General features: G+C 63.3%; 21 protein-coding genes. 12 read left to right on the top strand and 9 right to left on the bottom strand.

Features of this window, described 5'->3' with window-relative positions; all coding sequences use genetic code 11:
* Window positions 1-9: 9 nt before the first annotated feature.
* Together carA and dapB are read right to left on the bottom strand one after the other, a co-directional pair.
* Window positions 10-1146: a glutamine-hydrolyzing carbamoyl-phosphate synthase small subunit gene (gene carA, locus AB5Y89_RS03915; protein ID WP_010675189.1), complete on the bottom strand. Its 1137-nt coding sequence runs from the start codon at window positions 1144-1146 to the stop codon at window positions 10-12.
* A 658-nt stretch (window positions 1147-1804) separates the two neighbouring features.
* Window positions 1805-2617: a 4-hydroxy-tetrahydrodipicolinate reductase gene (dapB, locus tag AB5Y89_RS03910; protein ID WP_010675190.1), complete on the bottom strand. Its 813-nt coding sequence runs from the start codon at window positions 2615-2617 to the stop codon at window positions 1805-1807.
* A gap of 316 nt (window positions 2618-2933) precedes the next feature.
* Here dapB and AB5Y89_RS03905 point away from each other — a divergent pair, with 316 nt between their 5' ends.
* From AB5Y89_RS03905 to serA, 4 genes are all read left to right on the top strand, one after another.
* On the top strand, window positions 2934-4280 hold the full coding sequence (locus AB5Y89_RS03905; protein ID WP_368222906.1) for a Na+/H+ antiporter NhaC family protein: 1347 nt from the start codon (window positions 2934-2936) through the stop codon (window positions 4278-4280).
* Window positions 4281-4384: 104 nt separating this feature from the next.
* The gene (locus tag AB5Y89_RS03900; RefSeq protein ID WP_039040382.1) at window positions 4385-4981 is read left to right on the top strand and encodes a 5-formyltetrahydrofolate cyclo-ligase; all 597 of its coding nucleotides are present in this window, start codon (window positions 4385-4387) and stop codon (window positions 4979-4981) included.
* Between the two features lie 143 nt (window positions 4982-5124).
* Window positions 5125-5778 (top strand): ribose-5-phosphate isomerase RpiA, encoded by a 654-nt coding sequence (gene rpiA, locus AB5Y89_RS03895; protein ID WP_039040383.1) that lies wholly within the window; start codon window positions 5125-5127, stop codon window positions 5776-5778.
* 265 nt (window positions 5779-6043) lie between these two features.
* Window positions 6044-7276, top strand: a complete 1233-nt coding sequence (gene serA / locus AB5Y89_RS03890; protein WP_039040384.1) for a phosphoglycerate dehydrogenase — start codon at window positions 6044-6046, stop codon at window positions 7274-7276.
* A 77-nt stretch (window positions 7277-7353) separates the two neighbouring features.
* Here serA and AB5Y89_RS03885 read toward each other — a convergent pair whose 3' ends face one another.
* Entirely contained in the window at window positions 7354-7734 is a 381-nt protein-coding gene (locus AB5Y89_RS03885; RefSeq protein WP_039040385.1) for a diacylglycerol kinase, read from the bottom strand.
* A gap of 141 nt (window positions 7735-7875) precedes the next feature.
* Between AB5Y89_RS03885 and AB5Y89_RS03880 the strand changes: the two genes are divergently transcribed.
* Window positions 7876-8940, top strand: a complete 1065-nt coding sequence (locus AB5Y89_RS03880; RefSeq protein WP_368222905.1) for a 3-deoxy-7-phosphoheptulonate synthase — start codon at window positions 7876-7878, stop codon at window positions 8938-8940.
* Window positions 8941-9147: 207 nt separating this feature from the next.
* Here the strand turns inward: AB5Y89_RS03880 and AB5Y89_RS03875 are convergent, their stop codons facing one another.
* From AB5Y89_RS03875 to AB5Y89_RS03865, 3 genes are all read right to left on the bottom strand, one after another.
* On the bottom strand, window positions 9148-9921 hold the full coding sequence (locus AB5Y89_RS03875; RefSeq protein ID WP_201927883.1) for an ATP-binding cassette domain-containing protein: 774 nt from the start codon (window positions 9919-9921) through the stop codon (window positions 9148-9150).
* On the bottom strand, window positions 9908-10915 hold the full coding sequence (gene btuC, locus AB5Y89_RS03870) for a vitamin B12 ABC transporter permease BtuC (protein WP_039041213.1): 1008 nt from the start codon (window positions 10913-10915) through the stop codon (window positions 9908-9910). Before btuC ends, AB5Y89_RS03875 begins: the two co-directional genes overlap by 14 nt.
* A gap of 75 nt (window positions 10916-10990) precedes the next feature.
* Window positions 10991-11722, bottom strand: coding sequence for an ABC transporter substrate-binding protein (locus tag AB5Y89_RS03865; RefSeq protein ID WP_039041212.1), 732 nt, complete (start codon window positions 11720-11722; stop codon window positions 10991-10993).
* A gap of 112 nt (window positions 11723-11834) precedes the next feature.
* Between AB5Y89_RS03865 and AB5Y89_RS03860 the strand changes: the two genes are divergently transcribed.
* Both AB5Y89_RS03860 and tapW read left to right on the top strand, forming a co-directional pair.
* A complete protein-coding gene (locus tag AB5Y89_RS03860) occupies window positions 11835-12191 on the top strand; it encodes a DMT family protein (protein ID WP_010675200.1) in 357 nt (118 codons plus the stop codon).
* A 56-nt stretch (window positions 12192-12247) separates the two neighbouring features.
* Window positions 12248-13384, top strand: coding sequence for a type IVa pilus ATPase TapW (gene tapW, locus AB5Y89_RS03855; protein WP_029314740.1), 1137 nt, complete (start codon window positions 12248-12250; stop codon window positions 13382-13384).
* Window positions 13385-13445: 61 nt separating this feature from the next.
* On the opposite strand, the gene AB5Y89_RS03850 is transcribed toward tapW, so the two are convergent.
* Genes AB5Y89_RS03850 through AB5Y89_RS03840 form a run of 3 tightly spaced genes read right to left on the bottom strand, consistent with a single transcriptional unit; the run spans window position 13446 to window position 16229 of the window.
* Window positions 13446-13688: a FeoC-like transcriptional regulator gene (locus AB5Y89_RS03850; RefSeq protein WP_039041210.1), complete on the bottom strand. Its 243-nt coding sequence runs from the start codon at window positions 13686-13688 to the stop codon at window positions 13446-13448.
* Window positions 13689-13734: 46 nt separating this feature from the next.
* Complete coding sequence (gene feoB / locus AB5Y89_RS03845; RefSeq protein ID WP_111896890.1) at window positions 13735-16005, bottom strand: Fe(2+) transporter permease subunit FeoB; 2271 nt, start codon at window positions 16003-16005, stop codon at window positions 13735-13737.
* Complete coding sequence (locus tag AB5Y89_RS03840; protein ID WP_010675204.1) at window positions 16002-16229, bottom strand: FeoA family protein; 228 nt, start codon at window positions 16227-16229, stop codon at window positions 16002-16004. The genes feoB and AB5Y89_RS03840 overlap by 4 nt, the downstream gene beginning before the upstream one ends.
* A gap of 119 nt (window positions 16230-16348) precedes the next feature.
* On the opposite strand from AB5Y89_RS03840, the gene AB5Y89_RS03835 reads away from it, so the two are divergent.
* The 5 genes from AB5Y89_RS03835 to AB5Y89_RS03815 all read left to right on the top strand — a co-directional run bounded on the left by AB5Y89_RS03835 (window position 16349) and on the right by AB5Y89_RS03815 (window position 20136).
* Window positions 16349-16678 carry a translation initiation factor gene (locus AB5Y89_RS03835; RefSeq protein ID WP_039041208.1) on the top strand — a complete coding sequence of 110 codons (330 nt, stop codon included), beginning with the start codon at window positions 16349-16351 and terminating at the stop codon, window positions 16676-16678.
* 253 nt (window positions 16679-16931) lie between these two features.
* Window positions 16932-17489, top strand: coding sequence for a TMEM165/GDT1 family protein (locus tag AB5Y89_RS03830; RefSeq protein ID WP_010675206.1), 558 nt, complete (start codon window positions 16932-16934; stop codon window positions 17487-17489).
* Window positions 17490-17706: 217 nt separating this feature from the next.
* Window positions 17707-18645 carry a DUF2157 domain-containing protein gene (locus AB5Y89_RS03825; protein ID WP_368222903.1) on the top strand — a complete coding sequence of 313 codons (939 nt, stop codon included), beginning with the start codon at window positions 17707-17709 and terminating at the stop codon, window positions 18643-18645.
* Complete coding sequence (locus AB5Y89_RS03820) at window positions 18638-19645, top strand: DUF4401 domain-containing protein (protein WP_042014995.1); 1008 nt, start codon at window positions 18638-18640, stop codon at window positions 19643-19645. Before AB5Y89_RS03825 ends, AB5Y89_RS03820 begins: the two co-directional genes overlap by 8 nt.
* Window positions 19642-20136: a GDYXXLXY domain-containing protein gene (locus AB5Y89_RS03815; protein WP_319873250.1), complete on the top strand. Its 495-nt coding sequence runs from the start codon at window positions 19642-19644 to the stop codon at window positions 20134-20136. Before AB5Y89_RS03820 ends, AB5Y89_RS03815 begins: the two co-directional genes overlap by 4 nt.
* Window positions 20137-20322 lie beyond the last annotated feature (186 nt).

The following is a 20322-nucleotide window of genomic DNA, read 5'->3' as shown; positions in this document are numbered from 1 at the left end:
TTTATCCTCTTAGGCGCGATACTGCTTAATCAATTCAATAAAGTGGTCGAACAGACCGGCACAATCGTGCGGGCCCGGGCTCGCTTCGGGGTGACCCTGGAAGCTGAAGGCCGGACGGTCGGTGCGATGGATGCCCTGGAGCGACCCATCGAACAGGGAGACGTGGGTGGCACGCAGGCACTCGGGCAGGGTCTGCTCGTCCACCGCAAAGCCGTGGTTCTGGGCGGTGATCATCACGGTGTTGTCGTCCAGGCTCTTCACCGGGTGGTTGGCACCGTGGTGGCCGAACTTCATCTTGATGGTCTTGGCGCCGGAGGCCAGGCCCAGCAACTGGTGGCCCAGGCAGATACCGAACACCGGGGTGCTGGTATCAAGGAAAGCCTTGATAGCTTCGATGGCGTAGTCGCACGGCTCGGGGTCGCCGGGGCCGTTGGAGAGGAAGATGCCATCCGGGTTCATCGCCAGTACCTCGGCGGCCGGGGTCTTGGCCGGCACCACGGTCAGGCGGCAGCCACGGTCCACCAGCATGCGCAGGATGTTGCGCTTCACGCCGAAGTCGTAGGCCACCACGTGGTATTTCAGCTCATCGGCCGCCGGGGTGACGTGACCCTTGCCGAGCTGCCAGCTGCCTTCAGTCCAGCTGTAGGATTCGCTCACGGTCACTTCCTTGGCCAGGTCCATCCCCTTCAAACCGGGGAAGGCGCGGGCCTGTTCGAGGGCATGGGCTTCATCGAGCTGCTTGCCGGCCAGGATGCAACCGGCCTGGGCGCCTTTTTCACGCAGGATGCGGGTCAGCTTGCGGGTGTCGATGTCGGCGATGCCAACGATGTTGTGGGACTTGAGGTAATCGGAGAGGGATTGCTGATTGCGGAAGTTGGAGGCCAGTATCGGAAGGTCCCGGATGATGAGGCCCTGAGCATGGACCTGACTGGACTCTTCATCTTCGCTGTTGGTGCCGGTGTTGCCTATATGGGGGTAAGTGAGGGTAACGATCTGACGGGAATAGGAGGGATCTGTGAGGATTTCCTGATAACCCGTCATCGACGTGTTGAAAACCACTTCACCAACGGAACATCCCTCGGCGCCTATCGACACGCCTTTGAACACAGTTCCATCTTCCAGCACTAGCAATGCAGTGTGATTCAAGACAACCTCCAGTTATTTAGCTTTAAATTCAGCAATTTACCTGGGTGTTGCGGGCTCGGTTCCGGTCTTTGACAGGACTCGAACCCGGCAGATTTCTGGCAAATTGGGCGCATTCTACTTAAAAACGATCTCATTTCAACGTCTTTTCTCGTTTGAAATGCATCTAAATTCAATAAACAAGCAACATTACCCATTATCTATGCACTCACTCGCTTTGCAACCCCCTCTTCAAAAAGAAAAGCCAAACACAGACAACAAAGCAGCGCCCGATGCCATGCAACGTACAAAAAACCAAATTTACCACTTAATAAACAGCAAGATAGAAAATTAAAAAATAAACAACACAACAGCAAAAACACCATTTGAAGCCAGAAAAGTGAACACCAAGAATAGAAAACGTTTTTCTTGGATTGCATTTTTAGTCTATTTCACATCAAGGCGAAATGCCCCCGCAGGGGAATATTGAGACCCAAACCCGTTACCCCTTGATGACATTTTTGTCGCAAGAGGGTGGCAGGCTTGTAAGAATGGCAGGATTTAGCGAGGTTCACTCAAAAAGTGATGATTAAGGCTCATTTCTACAAAAAAGTGACAAAAAACCCCGGCGGACCGGGGTTTGGCAACCAGTACGGGAGTCTGCACTCCCCCTGAAGACGGTTTATTTCAGACCGAGCACATCCTGCATATCATAGAGACCGGCCCCTTGCTGGCCGAGCCACTTGCCCGCCCGCACTGCACCGTTGGCGAAGGTCAGACGGCTGGAGGCCTTGTGGCTGATTTCGACCCGCTCGCCGATGTCGGCGAACATGACGGTGTGCTCCCCCACCAGATCGCCGGCGCGGATGGTGGCAAAGCCGATGGTGTTGCGATCCCGCTCACCGGTGATCCCTTCACGGCCATAGACGGCGCACTCTTTCAGATCCCGGCCCAGGGTTTTCGCCACCACTTCCCCCATGGAGAGCGCGGTGCCGGACGGAGCATCCACCTTGTGTCTGTGGTGCCCCTCGATGATCTCGATGTCGGTGTACTCCCCCATCACCCTGGCCGCCTGCTCCAACAGCTTGAACACCAGGTTGACCCCGACCGAGTAGTTGGAGGCGAAGACGATGCCGATCTGCTTGCCGGCCTCGTGCAGGGCCGCCTTGCCCGCCTCGTCAAAGCCGGTGGTGCCGATCACCATCTGCTTGCCATGCGCCAGTGCAAAGGCGAGATTCGCCAGGGTCACCTCGGGGCGGGTGAAGTCGATGATGAGATCGAACTCGTCCTTCACCTTCTCCAGACTGTCGCTGATGATGACGCCAAGGCGCCCCAGGCCGTTGAGTTCACCCGCATCCAGACCGATCACGGCAGAGCCCGGTCGTTCCAGCGCCGCTCCCACCACCACGCCCTCGGCGTTGGCGATAGCCTCCAGCAGCACCTTGCCCATACGACCATTACAGCCCATCACGGCCACACGGATCGGATTGTCCATCTCCACCCTCTCATCTCTTTATTATGGAAAGAGACCGTTTTACCAGCCCGCGTCCCCTTTGAAAAGCCCGATCTGGCCCTCCAAACCACCCCGACATTTAAACGATAAATTCATTAAAAACAGAATAAATAACGGAATAACCAGACAAGTCAGAATCACGAAGTAAAAAGCCCTATCCATCTGGACGGCTATCTTGACCCGGGCGGGCCGACTCACTACTGTTGGCCCCCCATGGTGGCAGGATGCCCGCCCTGTGCCCGCCCTGGAGGCGCCACAGGCAACGACAGGAGGTCATTGTTCAAGTTTCGAGGAACACATGATCCAGACCCAACCCCGTGCCAGAGCCCTGCTGCCCCTTCTGGTCTTTCTTGCCCTCTTCATCGGTACCGGTACCTGGCTGACCCTGCAGGGGGTCGAGTTCGCCTTCTACCAGCTCCCCGCCCCCGTTGCCGCCCTGCCCGCCGTCATGCTGGCCCTGCTGATGGGACGCGAGGGGTTCAACAAGAACCTCGAGACCTTCTTCAAGGGGGTGGGCGAGAGCAACATCATGGCCATGTGCCTCATCTATTTGCTGGCGGGCGCCTTCGCCACCGTGGCCAAGGCCACCGGCGGGGTGGATGCCACGGTCGCCCTCGGCCTCTCCCTCATTCCGGGCTGGTGCCTGCTGCCGGGGCTCTTCCTCATCTCAGCCTTCATTGCCACCGCCATGGGTACCTCCATGGGCACCATCGGCGCCGTGGCACCGGTGGCGCTGGGCGTCGCCCAGGCCGCCGGCATCGATCCGATGCTGATGGCGGGGACCATCCTCTCCGGCGCCATGTTCGGGGACAACCTCTCCATCATCTCAGACACCACCATCGCCGCCACCCGCAGCCAGGGCTGCGAGATGAAGGACAAGTTTCGCGAGAACATCAAGATTGCCGCCCCCGCCGCCGTGCTGGTGATCCTGCTCTATCTGGTGCTGGGCTCCACCGGTGAAGCGCCGGCCCCCACCGCCGGGGCGGACTTGCTCAAGGTCGCGCCCTATCTGCTGATCCTGGTGCTTGCCCTCTCTGGCATGAACGTCTTCATGGTACTGGGGCTCGGCATCCTGGCGGCCGGTGGCGTGGGGCTGCTTGGCAGCTACTCCCTCGGCCAGTTCAGCAAGGACATTTACCAGGGCTTTACCAGCATGCAGGAGATCTTCCTGCTCTCCATGCTCATCGGCGGTCTGGGTGCCCTGATGGAACGCCAGGGGGGGCTCGCCTGGATAAGTGAGCGCATCGCCGCCCTGATTGCCCGCTTCACCCGCCACCACGATGGCGAGCAGAACGAGAAGGCGGCCGAGCTCGGCATCGCCGGCGTGGTGAGCCTCACCAACCTGTGCACCGCCAACAACACCGTGGCCATCATAGTCGCGAGCAAGGTGGCCAAGGACCTGGCGGACCATCACGGGGTCACCCCGCGCCGCGCCGCCTCCATGCTGGACATCTTCTCCTGCGTGGTGCAGGGGCTGATTCCCTGGGGCGCCCAGGCGCTGCTGCTGGGTTCCATCTTCGCCCTCTCGCCGATCCTGGTCGTGAGCATGAGCTTCTACCCCATGGCGCTGGCCCTGGCCGCCATCGTGGCCGTCTTTCTCAAGCACCAGATGGGGGCAGTGGCTCCCGCCCCCCACCGTTCCTGACGCCCGACCTCAGGGGCCGCCCGGCTGGCGGCCCCGCCATCGGCTTTTCATCCCGTCGGCCCCTTGCTAAGGTAGCGCCAGCCCACCTTTGCCCAGGAGTCCCCATGCCGGATACCCAACCCGAACGCCAGAACCTGCGCCAGCTCATTCGCCAGCGCAGAAAAAGCCTGAGTCAGGCCGAGCAGCAGGCGGCGGCCCAGCAGTTGGTCGAACGCTTCCAGGAACACCCCGGCATCCTCGCGGCCAGGCGCATCGCCCTCTATCTGGCCAACGACGGGGAGCTCGATCCCCTGCCCGCCATCCACTGGCTGTGGGCCCGGCAAAAGGAGGTCTACCTGCCGGTGCTGCACCCCTTCACCCCGGGTCACCTGCTCTTCTTGCGCTACACCGCCACCACCCCCATGACCCGCAACCGCTACGGCATCGCCGAGCCCGAGCTCGACGTGCAGCAGGTACTGCCCCACAGCATGCTGGACATCATCTGCACCCCGCTGGTGGCCTTCGATGAGGCTGGCAACCGCCTCGGCATGGGGGGCGGCTACTACGATCGCACCCTCGCCTGCTGGCACGAGCACCAGCTCGGCCCAAGACCCCTGGGGCTCGCCCACGATTGCCAGCAGGTGGATGCCGTCCCCCGGGAGCAGTGGGACGTGCCGCTCCCCCAGATCATCACCCCCAGCCGCAGCTGGCACTTTGCCTGATCAGGTGGGGGCGCCCCCTTCGGTTCAATAAACAGGCAAACGATTTACATCTTGGGGATTTTTGCGCCGGAACGTGAGCACCATGGTCGCTCTGGGGGGGATGCTTGGATATAATGCGCCCGCTTTTTCCATAAGGATCCATCATGACTCAAGATGAAATGAAGAAGGCGGCCGGTTGGGCTGCGCTCAAATACGTGGTACCCGGCACCATCGTCGGGGTGGGCACCGGCTCTACCGTCAATCACTTCATCGACGCACTGGCGACCATGAAAGACCAGATCAAAGGCGCGGTGTCGAGCTCCATCGCCTCCACCGAGCGCCTCAAGGGTCTCGGCATCCCGGTGTTTGACCTCAACGACATCGATGCCCTCTCCGTCTACGTGGATGGCGCCGACGAGATCAACGCCAGCCGCGACATGATCAAGGGGGGCGGCGCCGCCCTGACCCGCGAGAAGATCGTCGCCGCCGTGGCCGACCAGTTCATCTGCATCATCGACAATACCAAGACCGTCGATGTGCTGGGCACCTTCCCCCTGCCGGTGGAAGTGATCCCCATGGCCCGCGAATACGTGGCCCGCGAGATCCGCGCCCTTGGCGGCAACCCGGTGTGGCGTGAAGGGGTGGTGACCGACAACGGCAACATCATCCTGGACGTCAAGGGCATGGCCATCACCGATGCCAAGGCTCTGGAAACCCGCCTCAACAGCATCGTGGGCGTGGTCACCAACGGCCTGTTCGCCCACCGTGGCGCCGACGTTGTGCTGATCGGCACCCCCGAGGGTGTGATCACCAACTAAGGCCCGCTCCCCGGACCTCCCCCTCCGGGCAAGCCCCCGCCCCGGTCAGTCAATCTGACTGCCCCAAATGGACAACGGCGCCTCATGGCGCCGTTTCTGGTTATCCCTCAATGGCTTGTAGCAGCACATCTGCAACAATCGTTGATAACTTCAAAGAATTTGACTTTCGTCACAAATATTCCCTCTCCCAAACGTTTTTGCTACTTTACGGTTTTCTTCACACTGCAAGCCTGAACGCATTTTTCAAAACAATAGAGGGAACGTCATGACAGCCAAGTTTTCGCTGGACAAGGATAAGATCAAGGTACTGCTGCTGGAGGGAGTCCATCCCAATACGGTGGAGACCTTTCGGGCAGCCGGCTACACCAATGTGGAATATCTGAAGACGTCCCTGTCGGAAGAGGAGTTGATCGAGCGCATTCGTGACGTGCATTTCGTGGGCCTGCGTTCACGCACTCAGATTACCGAGAAGGTGCTGGATGCCGCCACCAAGCTGGTGGCCATCGGCTGCTTCTGCATCGGCACCAACCAGGTCTCCCTCGACGCCGCCCACGTGCGCGGCATCCCCGTCTTCAACGCCCCCTTCTCCAACACCCGCTCCGTGGCCGAACTGGTACTGGGGGAGATCCTGCTGCTGCTGCGCGGCATTCCCGAGAAGAACGCCAAGTGCCATCGCGGCGTCTGGGAGAAGCTGGCCAACCGCAGCGTCGAAGCCCGCGGCAAGAAGCTCGGCATCATCGGCTACGGCCACATCGGCACCCAGCTTGGCATCATCGCCGAGATGATCGGCATGAAGGTCTATTACTACGACATCGAGAACAAGCTCTCCCTTGGCAACGCCATCCAGGTGCCGAACCTGGTGGAGCTGCTCAACATGTCTGACGTCATCAGCCTGCACGTACCGGAAACCGCCTCCACCAAGGATCTCATCGGTGCAGAGCAACTGCGCATGATGAAACCGGGCGCCATCTTCATCAACGCCTCCCGCGGCACCGTGGTGGACATCGACGCCCTGGCCGACGTCATCAAGAGCGGCCACCTCTCCGGCGCCGCCATCGACGTCTTCCCGGTGGAGCCCAAGTCCAACGACGAGGAGTTCCTCACCCCGCTGCGCGGCCTGGACAACGTGATCCTGACCCCCCACATCGGCGGCTCCACCCAGGAAGCCCAGGAGAACATCGGTCTGGAAGTGGCCAACAAGCTGGTCAAATACTCCGACAACGGCTCCACCCTCTCCGCGGTCAACTTCCCGGAAGTCTCCCTGCCCGGCCACAAGGGCTCCAGCCGCCTGCTGCACATTCACCGCAACCAGCCCGGCGTGATGAACCAGATCAACCAGATCTTCGCCGACGAGGGGATCAACATCGCCGGTCAGTACCTGCAGACCAGCAGCGAGATCGGTTACGTGGTCATCGACGTCGAAACCGAGCACAGCGAGAAGGCCCTGGCCCGTCTCAAAGAGATCAATGGGACCATCCGTGCCCGGATCCTGCACTGATAAGCCCTTATCTGCGCAGTAAAAAGCCCGTCGTGATGACGGGCTTTTTATGTCAGAAGAAAGCTTGCTCTCGCAACCTACCACCAGCCCAGCAGGTTGCGGCCCACCAGGGCGCCCCACACCAGGGCATTGAGGGCCAGGGCGATGAAGACGGCGGCGGAGCCCAGATCCTTGGCGCGGCCCGAGAGTTCGTGATGCTCGGAGCCGATGCGATCCACCACCGCCTCCACGGCGGAGTTGAGTACCTCGACGATCACCACCAGCCAGCTGATACAGACGAGCAGCAGGATCTCGTTGAGGGAGTCACCTATCCAGAATGCCAGCGGCATCAGCAGCAGGATGAGCAGCAGCTCCTGGCGGAAGGCGGCCTCGTTGATCCAGGCCGATTTGAGACCTTTCATGCTGTAACCGGTTGCGTTGATGATGCGGGTGATCCCGGTCGCGCCTGGCTTTGCCACGATAACTACCTCATTTGAAATGGCTTTTGGGTTCACATCCTATCAGAGCCGCCCAAGGTTTCCATCGGGTGACTTTTGCTTTATTTTATTCCCTTGCATTTTGGCATCCCGCCCACCTTATCCACTCGAGAATTGAGTCGTATGTCCATTCACACCGATGAATTGCGCACCCGTCGCCTGGAGGCCCTGATCACCCCCAGCGAGCTGGCGCACGCCTTCCCGTTAACCGACACCATCGCCCAGAACCTGCTGGATGCCCGCCGCCAAGTGGAAGCCATTCTGTCCGGTGAGGATCAGCGCCTGCTGGTCATCGTCGGCCCCTGCTCCATCCACGATCCCGCCGCCGCCCACGAATACGCTCTGCGTCTGAACACCCTGCGTGAAGAGTACAAAGAGAGCCTGTGCATCGTGATGCGCACCTACTTCGAGAAGCCACGTACCATCGTCGGCTGGAAGGGGCTCATCAATGATCCGCACCTGGACGGCAGTTTCGACGTCAATGAAGGGCTCAAACTGGCCCGCAAACTGCTGGTGGACATCAACGAGACCGGCATGCCCACCGCCACCGAGTTCCTCGACATGGTGACCGGCCAGTACATCAGCGATCTCATCACCTGGGGCGCCATCGGGGCGCGCACCACCGAGTCCCAGGTTCACCGGGAGATGGCCTCCGCCCTCTCCTGCCCGGTGGGGTTCAAGAACGGCACCGACGGCAACACCCGCATCGCCATCGATGCGGTGCGCGCCGCCCGTCACAGCCACATCTTCTACTCCCCGGACAAGGACGGCAAGATGACCATCTACCGCACCGCCGGCAACCCCTACGGCCACGTGATCCTGCGCGGCGGCCACCGTCCCAACTACGACACCGCCAGCATCGATGAGGCGTGCGAGGCTCTGGCCCAGGTGGGCCTGCCTGAGCGCCTGGTGGTGGACTTCAGCCACGGCAACAGCATGAAGGATCACCGCCGCCAACTGCTGGTGGCCCAGGATATCTGCGATCAGCTGCGCCGCGGCCGCACCGGCATCGCCGGCATCATGGCCGAGAGCTTCCTGGTGGAAGGGCGTCAGGACGTGGAGAACGGCTGTGCCGCCACCTTCGGCCAGAGCATCACCGATGCCTGTCTGTCGTGGAGTGACACCGAAACCCTGCTGGCCATGCTGGCAGAAGCCGCCCAGGTGCGGCTGGACAAGCAGAAAGCCTGAGCAACCGCTCAACGCTCTCTCTACCAAAAGAGCCAGGCATCACGGATGCCTGGCTCTTTTCATTTCCACAGTGATTCACTCGCCCCCTTGGCTTCACTCAGCCTCTGCAGGTTTTCAATGCTGTATCCGTAGTCGACGGAGCGGCTCCCTTCTCCCACTTGTTTCAAAAGAATGGGAGAAGGGCGGGGGATGAGGGGGAAACCCGCCTCACAGGCTCGGCATAAACCAGGTGCGGCCGGCCGCCTCGATACGATCGGTACGGATCTGGAACACCCGCTCCAGCAGCGCCTCGTCGATGATCCCGACGTCCCCTTCCCCCACCACGCGGCCCTGTTGCAGGCAGAGCACGCGATCCGCCCAGTCGATGGCCAGATTGATGTCGTGGATGGCCACCACCACCAGCAATCCCTGCGCGGCCAGTTGCTTGAGCAGTCGCAGCAGCGCCATCTGGTGATGCAGATCCAGCCCCGCCAGGGGTTCGTCCAGCAGCAGCACCCGCCCGGTCGGATTGAGGCTTGGCCACAGTTGCAGCAGGGTGCGGGCGATCAGCACCCGCTGCTGCTCCCCCCCGGACAAGCGGCTGAAGTCCCGTGCCAGCAGAGGCGCCAGTTCCAGGGCGTCGCACACATCCGCTACCGCCTGCGCCTGGGCATCGGGGCCCCCCTCCTCCAGCCCCAGGCTCAGCACCTGGAACACCGGGATGTGGAACAGCTGGGGCTGGCGCTGGGGCAGCATGGCGCGCCGCGTTGCAAGCTCGGGCCAGCTCAGGGTCGTGATGGCCTCTCCTCCCAGCAAGACGGCGCCATCGGCGGGCAGCAGGCCCGCCAGGGCCCCGAGCAGGGAGGACTTGCCGCTGCCGTTGGGGCCGAGCAGGGCCACCAGCTGACCACCGGACCAGGCCAGATCCAGGGGGGCGAGGCGATGGGGGATGGCCAGGGCGCGGGCCTCCAGCCGCCAAGGGGCGGGATCAGCGGGACACATCGGCATCTTGCCTCAGCAGCAGATAGATAAAGAGCGGGGCGCCCACCGAGGCGGTGATGACCCCGATGGGCAGTTCACCGGCGTGCAGCGCCGAGCGGGCCACCAGATCGGCCCCGAGCAGCAGGGCGCCGCCCCCCAGCGCCGAGGCGGGCAGCAGGAAGCGCTGATCGCTGCCACCGCACAGGCGCAGCAGGTGAGGCACCACTAGGCCGACGAAGCCGATGACGCCGCACAGGGAGACCGCCACCCCGGTGAGCAGGCAGACCGCCAGCACCAGGCGTACCCGCATGCTGTCCACGTTCAGCCCCATGAGGCGGGCCTGGGTCTCTCCCAGCAGCAGTTGTTGCAGTGCCCGCCCCTGCCAGCAGAGCCAGCCGAGGGTGAGGGGCAGCACCAGCCACCACCAGGCGAGCTGCTGGCTGCCGTAGGCGAGGCTGCCCATCATCCAGAACATGAATTCCCGCAAGGCGCCGTCGTCGGCGAAATACATCAGCCAGGTCATGGCCGCATTGGTGAGGATGCCGATGGCGACCCCGAACAGCAGCAGCCGCCCATGGCCGAGCCGTGCCCGACGTGCGAGACGGATGAGCAGCATGGTCACCACCAGGGCGCCGCCAAAGGCCGCCAGCGACAGCCCCCAGCCCGGCAGATAGAGCCCGAGCCCCTTGGCCACCGCCATCGCCACCATGGCGGCCAGCCCAGCGCCGCTCGAGACGCCGAGCAGGCCGGGTTCCGCCACCGGGTTGTGCAGCATCACCTGGAGCACGGCACCGCCGCAGGCAAGGGAGGCCCCCGCCAGCAGAGCCAGCAGGGCGCGCGGCAGGCGCAGCTCCAGCAGGATACGCAGCTCCAGATCCCCCAGCGGCTGCCAGGGCAGCAGCACGAACTCCCCGAGGGCGAGGGAGAGCAGGAACAGGGCCAGGGTCAGCAGCGACAGCAGGAGCAGCCAGCGACGCTGCCAGCGCTGCTGGCGACGGATGAGAGCGAGATACACGGGATCCCCAAGAAGCGAGGCCTGCCGGGGGGCAGGCAGGAAAGCTGCATGATAACAGCGCGTTACCACCCAAGGTCAAGGCTGGTAGGGCTTGGCCAGCGCCGCTATCTCGCCGCTCTCCACCATGGCTTGCAACGCCTGCGCCAGCTTGGGGCCCAGCTCGTGGTGGGGTGAGTGCTTGCTCATCCCGAGGTAGAGCACCACCGGGTTGGGGGGCTGGAAGGGCGCCTTGACGAGGCCGGCGTCGTTGCGCTGGCTCAAGGCGTAATCCACCTGGCAGTCGGTCCCTATCATCAGGGGCAGGTGGCCCCGCTCCACCATGCGCTGCAACTGGTCTTCGGTGGGGACCCCGTGCTTGTCGAGCTGGGTGTCGCCATCGAAGGGGGGGAAGTAGGCGGAGTTGAGCACATAGCCTATCTCGCGGCCTCGCAGATCCTCGTAGCGCCTGAGACCGGCCACGGCGGCGGGCTTGCCATAGAAGGCAGGCCGGCACTGGTAATAGGACGGCTGCAGGTAGTCGATGAAGGCGGCCCGCTCCTCGGTGTGAGCCAGCCCTATCATCAGATCCGCCTGACCGGTCTGCATCTGTTTAAGTGCCCGTCCCCAGGGCACCCGTTTGAGGGTGAGCACAATGCCGCTGCGTGCCTGCAACTGGCGCAGAATGTCGATATCCAGCCCCTGGAAGTCGTCGTTCTCTGCCAGCATGCGAAACGGCGGCCAGACATCGGTGGCCACCGTCAGGGTCGGCGCACCTTGCGCCCAGCAGGCAAACAACAGACAAAGCGCACCCCAGCTTGTCTTGCCCATCCAGCTTTCGCCTTCTTTTGTTACATCCTTGTGAGCTAAAAATACCCTCAAGCACCACTTATGAAAACCCATGGAGTCGAGATAAAATGCATTGATTTAAAAGGAGAACCTAATGAACCCCATCATGACCAGTATCGGCCTGCTCATCTGCAGCAACGTCTTCATGACGTTTGCCTGGTACGCCCATCTCAAGAGCATGAATCACAAACCCTGGATCATCGCCGCCCTGGTGAGCTGGGGGATAGCCCTGTTCGAATACCTGTTGCAGGTGCCCGCCAACCGCATCGGCCACACCGTGCTCTCCGTCGGCCAGCTCAAGATCCTGCAGGAGGTGATCACCCTCACCGTGTTCGTTCCCTTCTCCATCTTCTATCTGAAAGAAGATCTGAAGTGGGACTACCTCTGGGCGGGTCTGTGCATCCTGGGCGCGGTCTTTTTTGTGTTCCGCGAAAAACTGACCGGCGCCTGAGGCTGTACACTCAAGCCATTCATCATCCCCCAGCCCTTTGAGCGACGAGGCCCCTCATGGAATTGAGAGACATGCTGCAGATCCTGGCCAAACAGGACGGTTCCGATCTCTATCTCTCCACCGGCGCCCCCCCCTGCGCCAAGTTCAACGGCGCCCTGCGCCCCCTCACCCAGGAGCCCCTGGGGCCGGGCGAGGTGGCCCGCATCGCCTACGACATCATGGATCTCGAGCAGAAACAGCAGTTCGAGAAAGAGCTGGAGATGAACCTCGCCATCTCCCTGCCCCAGATAGGCCGTTTTCGGGTCAACATCTTCAAGCAGCGCAATGAAGTTTCCCTGGTGGCGCGCAACATCAAGACCGAGATCCCCCGCTTCGAGGATCTCAAACTCCCTCCGGTGCTCCTCGACACCATCATGGAGAAGCGGGGTCTGGTGCTCTTCGTCGGCGGCACGGGGTCCGGCAAGTCCACGTCGCTCGCGGCCCTCATCGATCATCGCAACCGCAACAGCGGCGGCCACATCATCACCATCGAGGATCCGGTGGAGTTCGTCCATCGCCACCAGAAGAGCATCATCAACCAGCGGGAGGTGGGGGTGGATACCCGCAGCTTCCACGCGGCCCTGAAGAACACCCTGCGCCAGGCGCCGGACGTCATCCTCATCGGTGAAATCCGCGATCGGGAGACCATGGAGCATGCCCTCGCCTTCTCGGAAACCGGGCATCTGGCCATCTCCACCCTGCACGCCAACAACGCCAACCAGGCGCTGGATCGCATCATCAACTTCTTCCCCGAAGAGCGCAGACCCCAGCTGCTCAACGACCTTGGCAACAACCTCAAGGCCTTTGTCTCCCAGCGGCTGGTGAAGACCACGGACGGCGGACGCCGGGCGGCGGTGGAGGTGATGCTCGGAACCCACACTGTGCGCGATCTCATCAAGCGCGGCGAGTTTGGCGGCCTCAAGGAGATCATGGAAAAATCCAGGGCCCTTGGCATGGTGACCTTCGACAGTACCCTGTTCGATCTGGTGGTCGAGGGGGTGATCGACGAGGAGGAGGCGGTGAAGAACGCGGACTCCCAGAACAACCTGCGCCTCAAGATCAAACTCTGGCGGGAGAAGGGCCAGATTGGCAACAGCGCGGCGGCGAGCGGCTGGAGCCTGGAGCCCACCAAGGACGAGGGCGACCTCTTCTGAGACGGGCCCGGCGGCCACGAAAAAGGGAACCCTCGGGTTCCCTTTTGCATATGGGCAGGCGTCAGCCCTTCTGGACCAGCCCTATCTGGCCGGGCTCGCACCACTCGAACGTCACCTCTTCGTGCTTGCCGCAGCAGGAGCCGCCACACAGGCGGCTCTCCCGCTTGGCGACGCGCCCCTTGCGCATCCAGACCCCGAGCATGGCCTCTACCGCATCCTCGGAGGTGTGGAAGTGGCGGGCCAGCGCCCGCCGACTCACCTTCTTGTGCAGGGCCAGATAGTCCCCCAGTTCACGCAGGATCACAGAATACCCTCCCTCTCGGCGCACTCGCCCCTGACCATGAGCCCCTTCACAGGGTCACCACCTTGCGGGCGACGATGTCGCCGTGACGACGCCCCAGCCACCAGAGCAGCACCAGGGAGAGCAGATAGCTCAGGCTCCAGACCAGGCTCTGCGCCGGGTGGGCGGCGAAGGTCGCCAGTTGATAGAAGAGGGTGGCGCACAGGAAGGCGACGTAGTTGCACCAGGCGGCGGTGAACAGGGCCCACTGGCGACCGGTCTCTCGCACCAGAGCCCCCATGGCGGCGGCGCAGGGCATGTAGAGCAACACGAACAGCAGGTAGGCAAAGGCCCCGGCCACGCCGTCGAAGTGGGTCTGCATGTTGCCGTAGGTGGAGGTGTCCACCTCCTGGGCCTCGGCTGCCGCCTGCTTGTCCTCCAGATCCCCCACCTTGAGCCCCATGGGATCGGCGGGGTCGATGTCCGCCAGGTTGGCGGGAATGGTGGCCAGCGCCGCTTTCAGGCTGCCCAGCAGGGAGTATTCACTCTCCTCCTCATCACCGGCGCCGCCAGCGTAGAGGCTGTTGAGGGTAGCGACCACCGCCTCCTTGGCAAAGATGCCGGTGAGGATGCCCACCGTGGCCTGCCAGTTGTCGTCCCGCACGCCTATGGGATGCAGCACCGGGGTCACGGACTGGCTCAGCTTGCTCAGCACCGAGTTCTCCTGATCCTGGTTGCCGAAGCTGCCGTCGGTGCCGAGGGAGTTGAGCACGCTCAGCACCGCCACCATCAGGACAATGGTCTTGCCCGCGCCGAAGATGAAGCCCTTGAGTTTCTGCCAGGTGCGCAGCCCCACGTCCACCGGACGGGGCCACTCGTAATCGGGCATCTCCATCACCATGGAGTCGCTCTTGCCCGGCAGCAGGGTGCTGCGCAGGAAGAGGCCGGTGAGCACCGCCACCAGGATGCCGAACAGATAGAGACCGAACACCAGATTCTGCCCCGACTCGGGGAAGAAGGCCACCGCGAACAGGGCGTAGACCGGCAGACGGGCACCGCAGGACATGAAGGGTGCCATGGCCGAGGTCATCAGCCGCTCGCGCTCCGACCCCAGGGTGCGAGTCGCCATCACCGCGGGCACGGTGCAGCCAAAACCCATCAGCATGGGGACGAAGGCCTTGCCGGGCAGACCGAGGCGACGCATCAGGGCATCCACCACAAAGGCGGCGCGAGCCAGATAGCCGGAGCTCTCCAGCACCGCGAGGAAGAGAAAGAGACAACCCACCACGGGGATGAAGGTCGCCACCGTCTGCAAACCGGCACCCACGCCGTCCGCGAGCACGGCTCCCAGCCAATCGGGGGCACTCATCAGCCCCAGCAGGTGGTGCACCCCGTCCACGAAGAGGGCCCCCCCGAGGATGTCGAAGAAGTCGATGAAGGCGCTGCCCACCTTGATGGCGAACATGAACATCAGGTACATCACCAGCAGGAAGAAGGGGATGCCCACCCAGCGGTTGAGCAGCACCCTGTCCAGCCGTTCGCTCTGGGCGACGGTGAGCTTGTCCTGATGGCGGCACGCCTGCTGGCACCAGTGGTGGATATGGCCGTAGCGCAAATCAGCGAGTTGCAGGTCGATGTCCTGGGCGTGGTGGGCGCGGCTCACCACGTTGTCGGCCGCCGCCTGCTGCCCCGCCGCCAGGGTCTCCTGCATGGCGATGTCTTCCTCCAGCAGGCGCAGGGCGCGGCCACGGCGATGCAGATGATGGGGGGCGAGCAGAGTCTCCAGCTCGGCGATGTCTCCCTCGAGGGGCTGACCGTAGTCGAGCACGAGGGCGGGCTGGGACTGGCCGATAAACTGGTGGATCCCCTCTTTGAAGGCCGCCACCTGCTGGCGATTGTGGGCCGAGAGCGACACCACGGGGCACCCCAGCGCCTTGGCGAGCAAGGCCTCGTCGATGGTGATGCGTCGCTTTTGCAGCAGATCCATCTTGTTGAGCACCACCACCATGGGCAGCCCCAGCTCCCGCAGTTGCAGGGTGAGGTAGAGGGAGCGCTCCAGGTTGGCGGCATCGATGACGTTGAGCAGCAGATCCGGCTGCTGGCGCTGGACGAAGCGGCTGGCGATCTGCTCGTCCAGGCTCGCCTCCTGGTTGGCCAGGGCATAGATGCCGGGCAGGTCCACCAGGGTGTATTCCTGCCCGCGGGCAGCAAAGGCCCCCATCTTCTTGTCGACGGTGACCCCGCTCCAGTTCCCCACCTGCTGGCGGGAGCCGGTCAGGGCGTTGAACAGGGAGGTCTTGCCGCTGTTGGGATTGCCCACTGTGACCAGGTTGTAGCTCATACCGGCTCCACCTCGATTTGCTGGGCCAGACTCCGCTGCATGGAGAGGCAGATGCCCTGGCACTGGATCTGGAGCGGGTCCCCCAGGGGGGCGGCCCGCAGATAGAGGATCTCGGTCTGGGGCAGCAGCCCCATCACCATCAACTTGCGCCGCAAGGCGCGACCAAGGTGGTTCATGTGCGTGATGCGAGCGCTCTGTCCCGGCGACAGCTCTGTGAGTACCATGACGGGCTCCTGAAGTTAAACAAGAATAATTCGCTTTTAATGGGGGGATTATAAGCTGTGCCCTCAACATTTATTTGCGTAAAATCAAACTCCGCTTAGCTAACCGACAAAGTATTGCCATGAGTCACGACAACAACAGCCGCCTGGTCTACAGCACGGACGGCGGCATGATCAAGGAATCCGCCCCCGCCCAGCATGCCTCCCCCTTCCCCGCCGACGGGGTCGTGCGCATCCGCCGCGAGACCAAGGGACGCAAGGGGGCCGGGGTCATCAGCATCCACGGCGTTCCCGCCGACCAGCAGAAGGCCCTCGCCACCCTGCTCAAGAAGAAGTGCGGTACCGGCGGCGGTCTCAAGGAGGGGATCATCGAGATCCAGGGGGACAAACGGGACCTCATCAAGGCCGAACTGGAGAAGGCCGGCTTTCAGGTCAAACTGGTGGGGGGATAATTCCCCATCCCGCGCCTTGCCTCACCGGGGGTTTTTCCCTAGAATGCCCGCTCCCATCGAGGGGGAGTAGTCTCGCCACGGACCCGTTTCGTGCGCGATCCTGATCAACATACTTGGTGCCAACTCACCATGGTCAGGGTGATCCGGGCAATGCCGGATTTGACAAGACCTTTGACGGGCCAGTGCCAAAACCGGGGACGGATGGCGCAGGCTTGTCTTTGGTTTATAACAATTCCGTCCCCCGGTCATTTTTATGGAAGCCTTGTTAACCTCCACCATCAGCGTTGCCATCGCCGAGATCGGCGACAAGACACAGCTGCTGGCCCTGTTGCTCATCTGTCGTTTTCGCAAACCCTGGCCCATCATCGCCGGCATGCTGGCTGCCACCCTGCTCAACCACGCAGGGGCCGCCTGGATAGGGGAATTCATCAGTCGCTGGATGGATCCCAAGGTGATGACCTGGCTGGTCGCTGGCGCCTTCATCGCCATGGCCGCCTGGATCCTGGTGCCGGACAAGATGGACGATGAAGAGAGTTCCCTGGACAAATACGGCCCCTTCATGGCCACCTTCGTGCTCTTCTTCATCGCCGAGATCGGTGACAAGACCCAGATAGCCACCGTGCTGCTGGCAGCCAAGTACGACTCCCTGATCCAGGTGATCACCGGCACCACCCTCGGCATGATGCTGGCCAACGTGCCCGTGGTGCTGCTCGGCAAGCTCGGGGCCGACAAGCTCCCCCTCAAGGGGATCCGCATTGCCTGCGCCATCCTCTTTGCGGGGCTTGGCATCTCCACCCTGATCTTCGCCTGACCTCCATAGAAGCCGGCGGGGGATCAGCGTGAGCACTGATCGCCACCGCCGCCCCGGACGTCCTTCAGGCCCCCTCCTCACGGCGGGGGCCTTTTTAGTGCAAAGACATGGCCCCGTGCCGCGACCTGTGTCGCAGCGCCGACGGCGCCCCTGCCCCGAGACGCGGCGCCGTGCCATAATGCCTTATCTTTCAGGCATCACGGCTTCAGGAGCCCCCATGCACCTCACCTCAAGACAGACCCTGCTCGACTGGGTCAGGCGCGGCCGCCTGCCACGGGCCTCGCTGCCTGCCGCCCTGGCCCTGTGCGATCTGCCCCCCGGCCCTGCCCGCTGGCAGTGGCTGTTCGACAGGCTGCTGCTCTGGCTCGGCTGCCTCTGCCTTGGCGCCGGCCTCGTCTTCTTCGTCGCCTTCAACTGGCAGGCCCTGGGGCGCCTCTCACGTCTCGCCCTGCTGGAGCTGCCGTTGCTCACCATGCTCCTGGTGCTCTGGCGCAAACCCATGAGTGACACCCCGCGCCAGGCCCTGCTGCTGGCCCTGGCCCTCAACCTCGGCGCCCTGCTCGCCCTGGTGGGCCAGACCTACCAGACCGGCGCCGACCCCTGGCAGCTCTTCGCCACCTGGGCCCTGATGCTGCTGCCGCTGGCGGCACTTGGCAGAAGCCCGCTGCTCTGGACCCTGGCCTGGCTGCTCGGTCAGCTCGCCCTGGTGCTCTACTGGCGGCTCGGCCTTCTCGATCTCTTCTTCTCCTTCAACGAGGAGGCCCTCGGCTGGTGCCTGACCCTGCTCAACGCCGCCCTCTGGGGTCTGCTCATCCTGGTGCCCGCCCGCTACGCCCTGATGCCCTCCTGGCTCGCGGGGCTGGCCGCGGGGCTCGGCATCACCCTGCTTACCCTGCTGGCCCTGTTCGATGCCGCCTCTCCCTGGGTCTGGCCTGCCTGGCTCGCCTGGCTCGGCGCCGCCTACCTGCGCTGGCACCACAGGTTCATCGCCGGGCTCGCCATGGGGTGCCTGAGCCTCATCGCCGTGATCCTCGCGGCCCTTGGCAAGTGGATGGAGCCGGACATGAACGGCTTTTTGCTGCTGGCCTTCATCGCCATCGGCCTGTCGGTGATGGCCAGCCGCTGGCTGCAACAACAACGGAGGCAGCATGTCTGATCTCACCCCCTGGGAGCGCCTGCGTGCTGCCCAACTTGTGGAAGGGGATGCCCCCCGGGATGAACAGCCCCACTGGTCGGGCCGTTTTCTGCTCGGCATGGTGGGCTGGATAGCCGCCCTCTTCCTGCTCTTCTTCCTCTTCATGGCCTTCGAGCAGCTGACCCGCGACCCCAACAACGCCCTCACCATGGGGATGGTGCTGATGGCCGCCGCCCTCGGTCTCAACCGCATGGCGACCCGCAGCGATCTCTGGGATCAGTTCGTGCTGGCGCTGGCGCTGGCGGCAGATGCCTGGCTGCTCTACGGCCTGCTGGACAGGCTGGATCTGAACGTCGCGTGGCTCTGGTTCGGTCTGACCGCCTTCTCCCTCGGGGTGGCCGCCCTGTTCGAGCACTGGCTGATCAGGCTGTTCCACAGCTTCGCCGCCGCCATCCTGCTCACCCTCGCCCTCGCCTGCCTCGGCCTGCACCTGCTGGCCCTGCCGCTGGTGATGGGCGCCGTCGCCCTGTGCTGGCTGCAGGCGGAGCGCGATCCCGCCCGCCATCTGCTCTATGAATCCCTCACCCTGGGGCTGGCACTCTCCCTGCTGGTGCTGGGACGGCTGCACCACCCCCTGTGGGAGGGAGGCACCAGCGTGCTCAATGAGCTCGGCAGCTCCCGCCTGCCCCTCTGGCTCAATCCCCTGCTCTGCGCCGCCCTGCTGCTCGCGGTCATGGTTCGCCTCAGGCTGCCGCTGCGCTACGGGCTGCCGCTGGTGGTGATCAGCGCCATCATTCCCGGCATGGGGGCTGGCGCCCTAGTGCTGGTGCTCGGCTTCTACGCCGGCAGCCTGGCCCTGATGACCCTGGCAGGCCTCCTGCTGCTCGGCTTTGGCTCCCTCTATTACTACGATCTGGGGCTGACCCTGATGACCAAGTCCTGGCTGCTGCTCGCCTCGGGGGCCCTGCTGCTCGGTACCCGTCAGTGGCTCAAGCACCTTCACAACGGGAGCCCCTCATGAGACGCCTCGCCTTTTTGCTGACCGGTCTTGCCCTGCTCGCCGGCATCAACGCCACCGTCTGGCGCTTCGAGCACGCCATGAGCCAGGGGGAGGTGGTGCTGATCGAGCTGGCACCGGTCGACCCCCGCTCCCTGATGCAGGGGGACTACATGCGCCTGAACTACGCCCTCGCCCGCCAGTTGGCGGGCCGCCAGGCCGCCGCCGGCCCCCACACCCTGGTCGTTCGCCTGGATGAACATCAGGTGGTGCACTGGGTGGAAGGGGGCAAGCCCGAGGCCCCGGGCCCGGGGGAGCGTCTGCTCAAGGTGCGCCAGCGCGACGGCCAGTGGTTTATCGGGCCTGACGCCTTCTTCTTCGAAGAGGGCACGGGAGATCAATATGAGTCGGCCCGCTACGGCGAGTTTCGCCTGCAAGAGGATGGCAACACCCTGCTGGTAGGGCTGAGGGACGAGGCGTTCACCCCCCTGGGTCACACCCGCCCGGCCTGGTAAAAAGGGGGCGCCGACCCGGTTGTGAGTGGCAAGATGATGACGGCCCCCGGCGGATAACGTCTGCGCCGGGTGGCGAAACGCCGTGACTTGGCAACACTTGAAACTGGGCACTCGGTAGCAGGACGGTCAGGATGAACATAGACATTGCAGTCCCCCTTCGCAGACTGGTCGCCTGCGCCGCCCTCG

The organism is Aeromonas sp. s4 (assembly GCF_040907855.1).
In the GTDB taxonomy this organism is placed as follows: domain Bacteria; phylum Pseudomonadota; class Gammaproteobacteria; order Enterobacterales; family Aeromonadaceae; genus Aeromonas; species Aeromonas caviae.
Note: the sequence above shows the minus strand (reverse complement) of the source record. Positions and strands in the feature narration are given on the sequence as shown.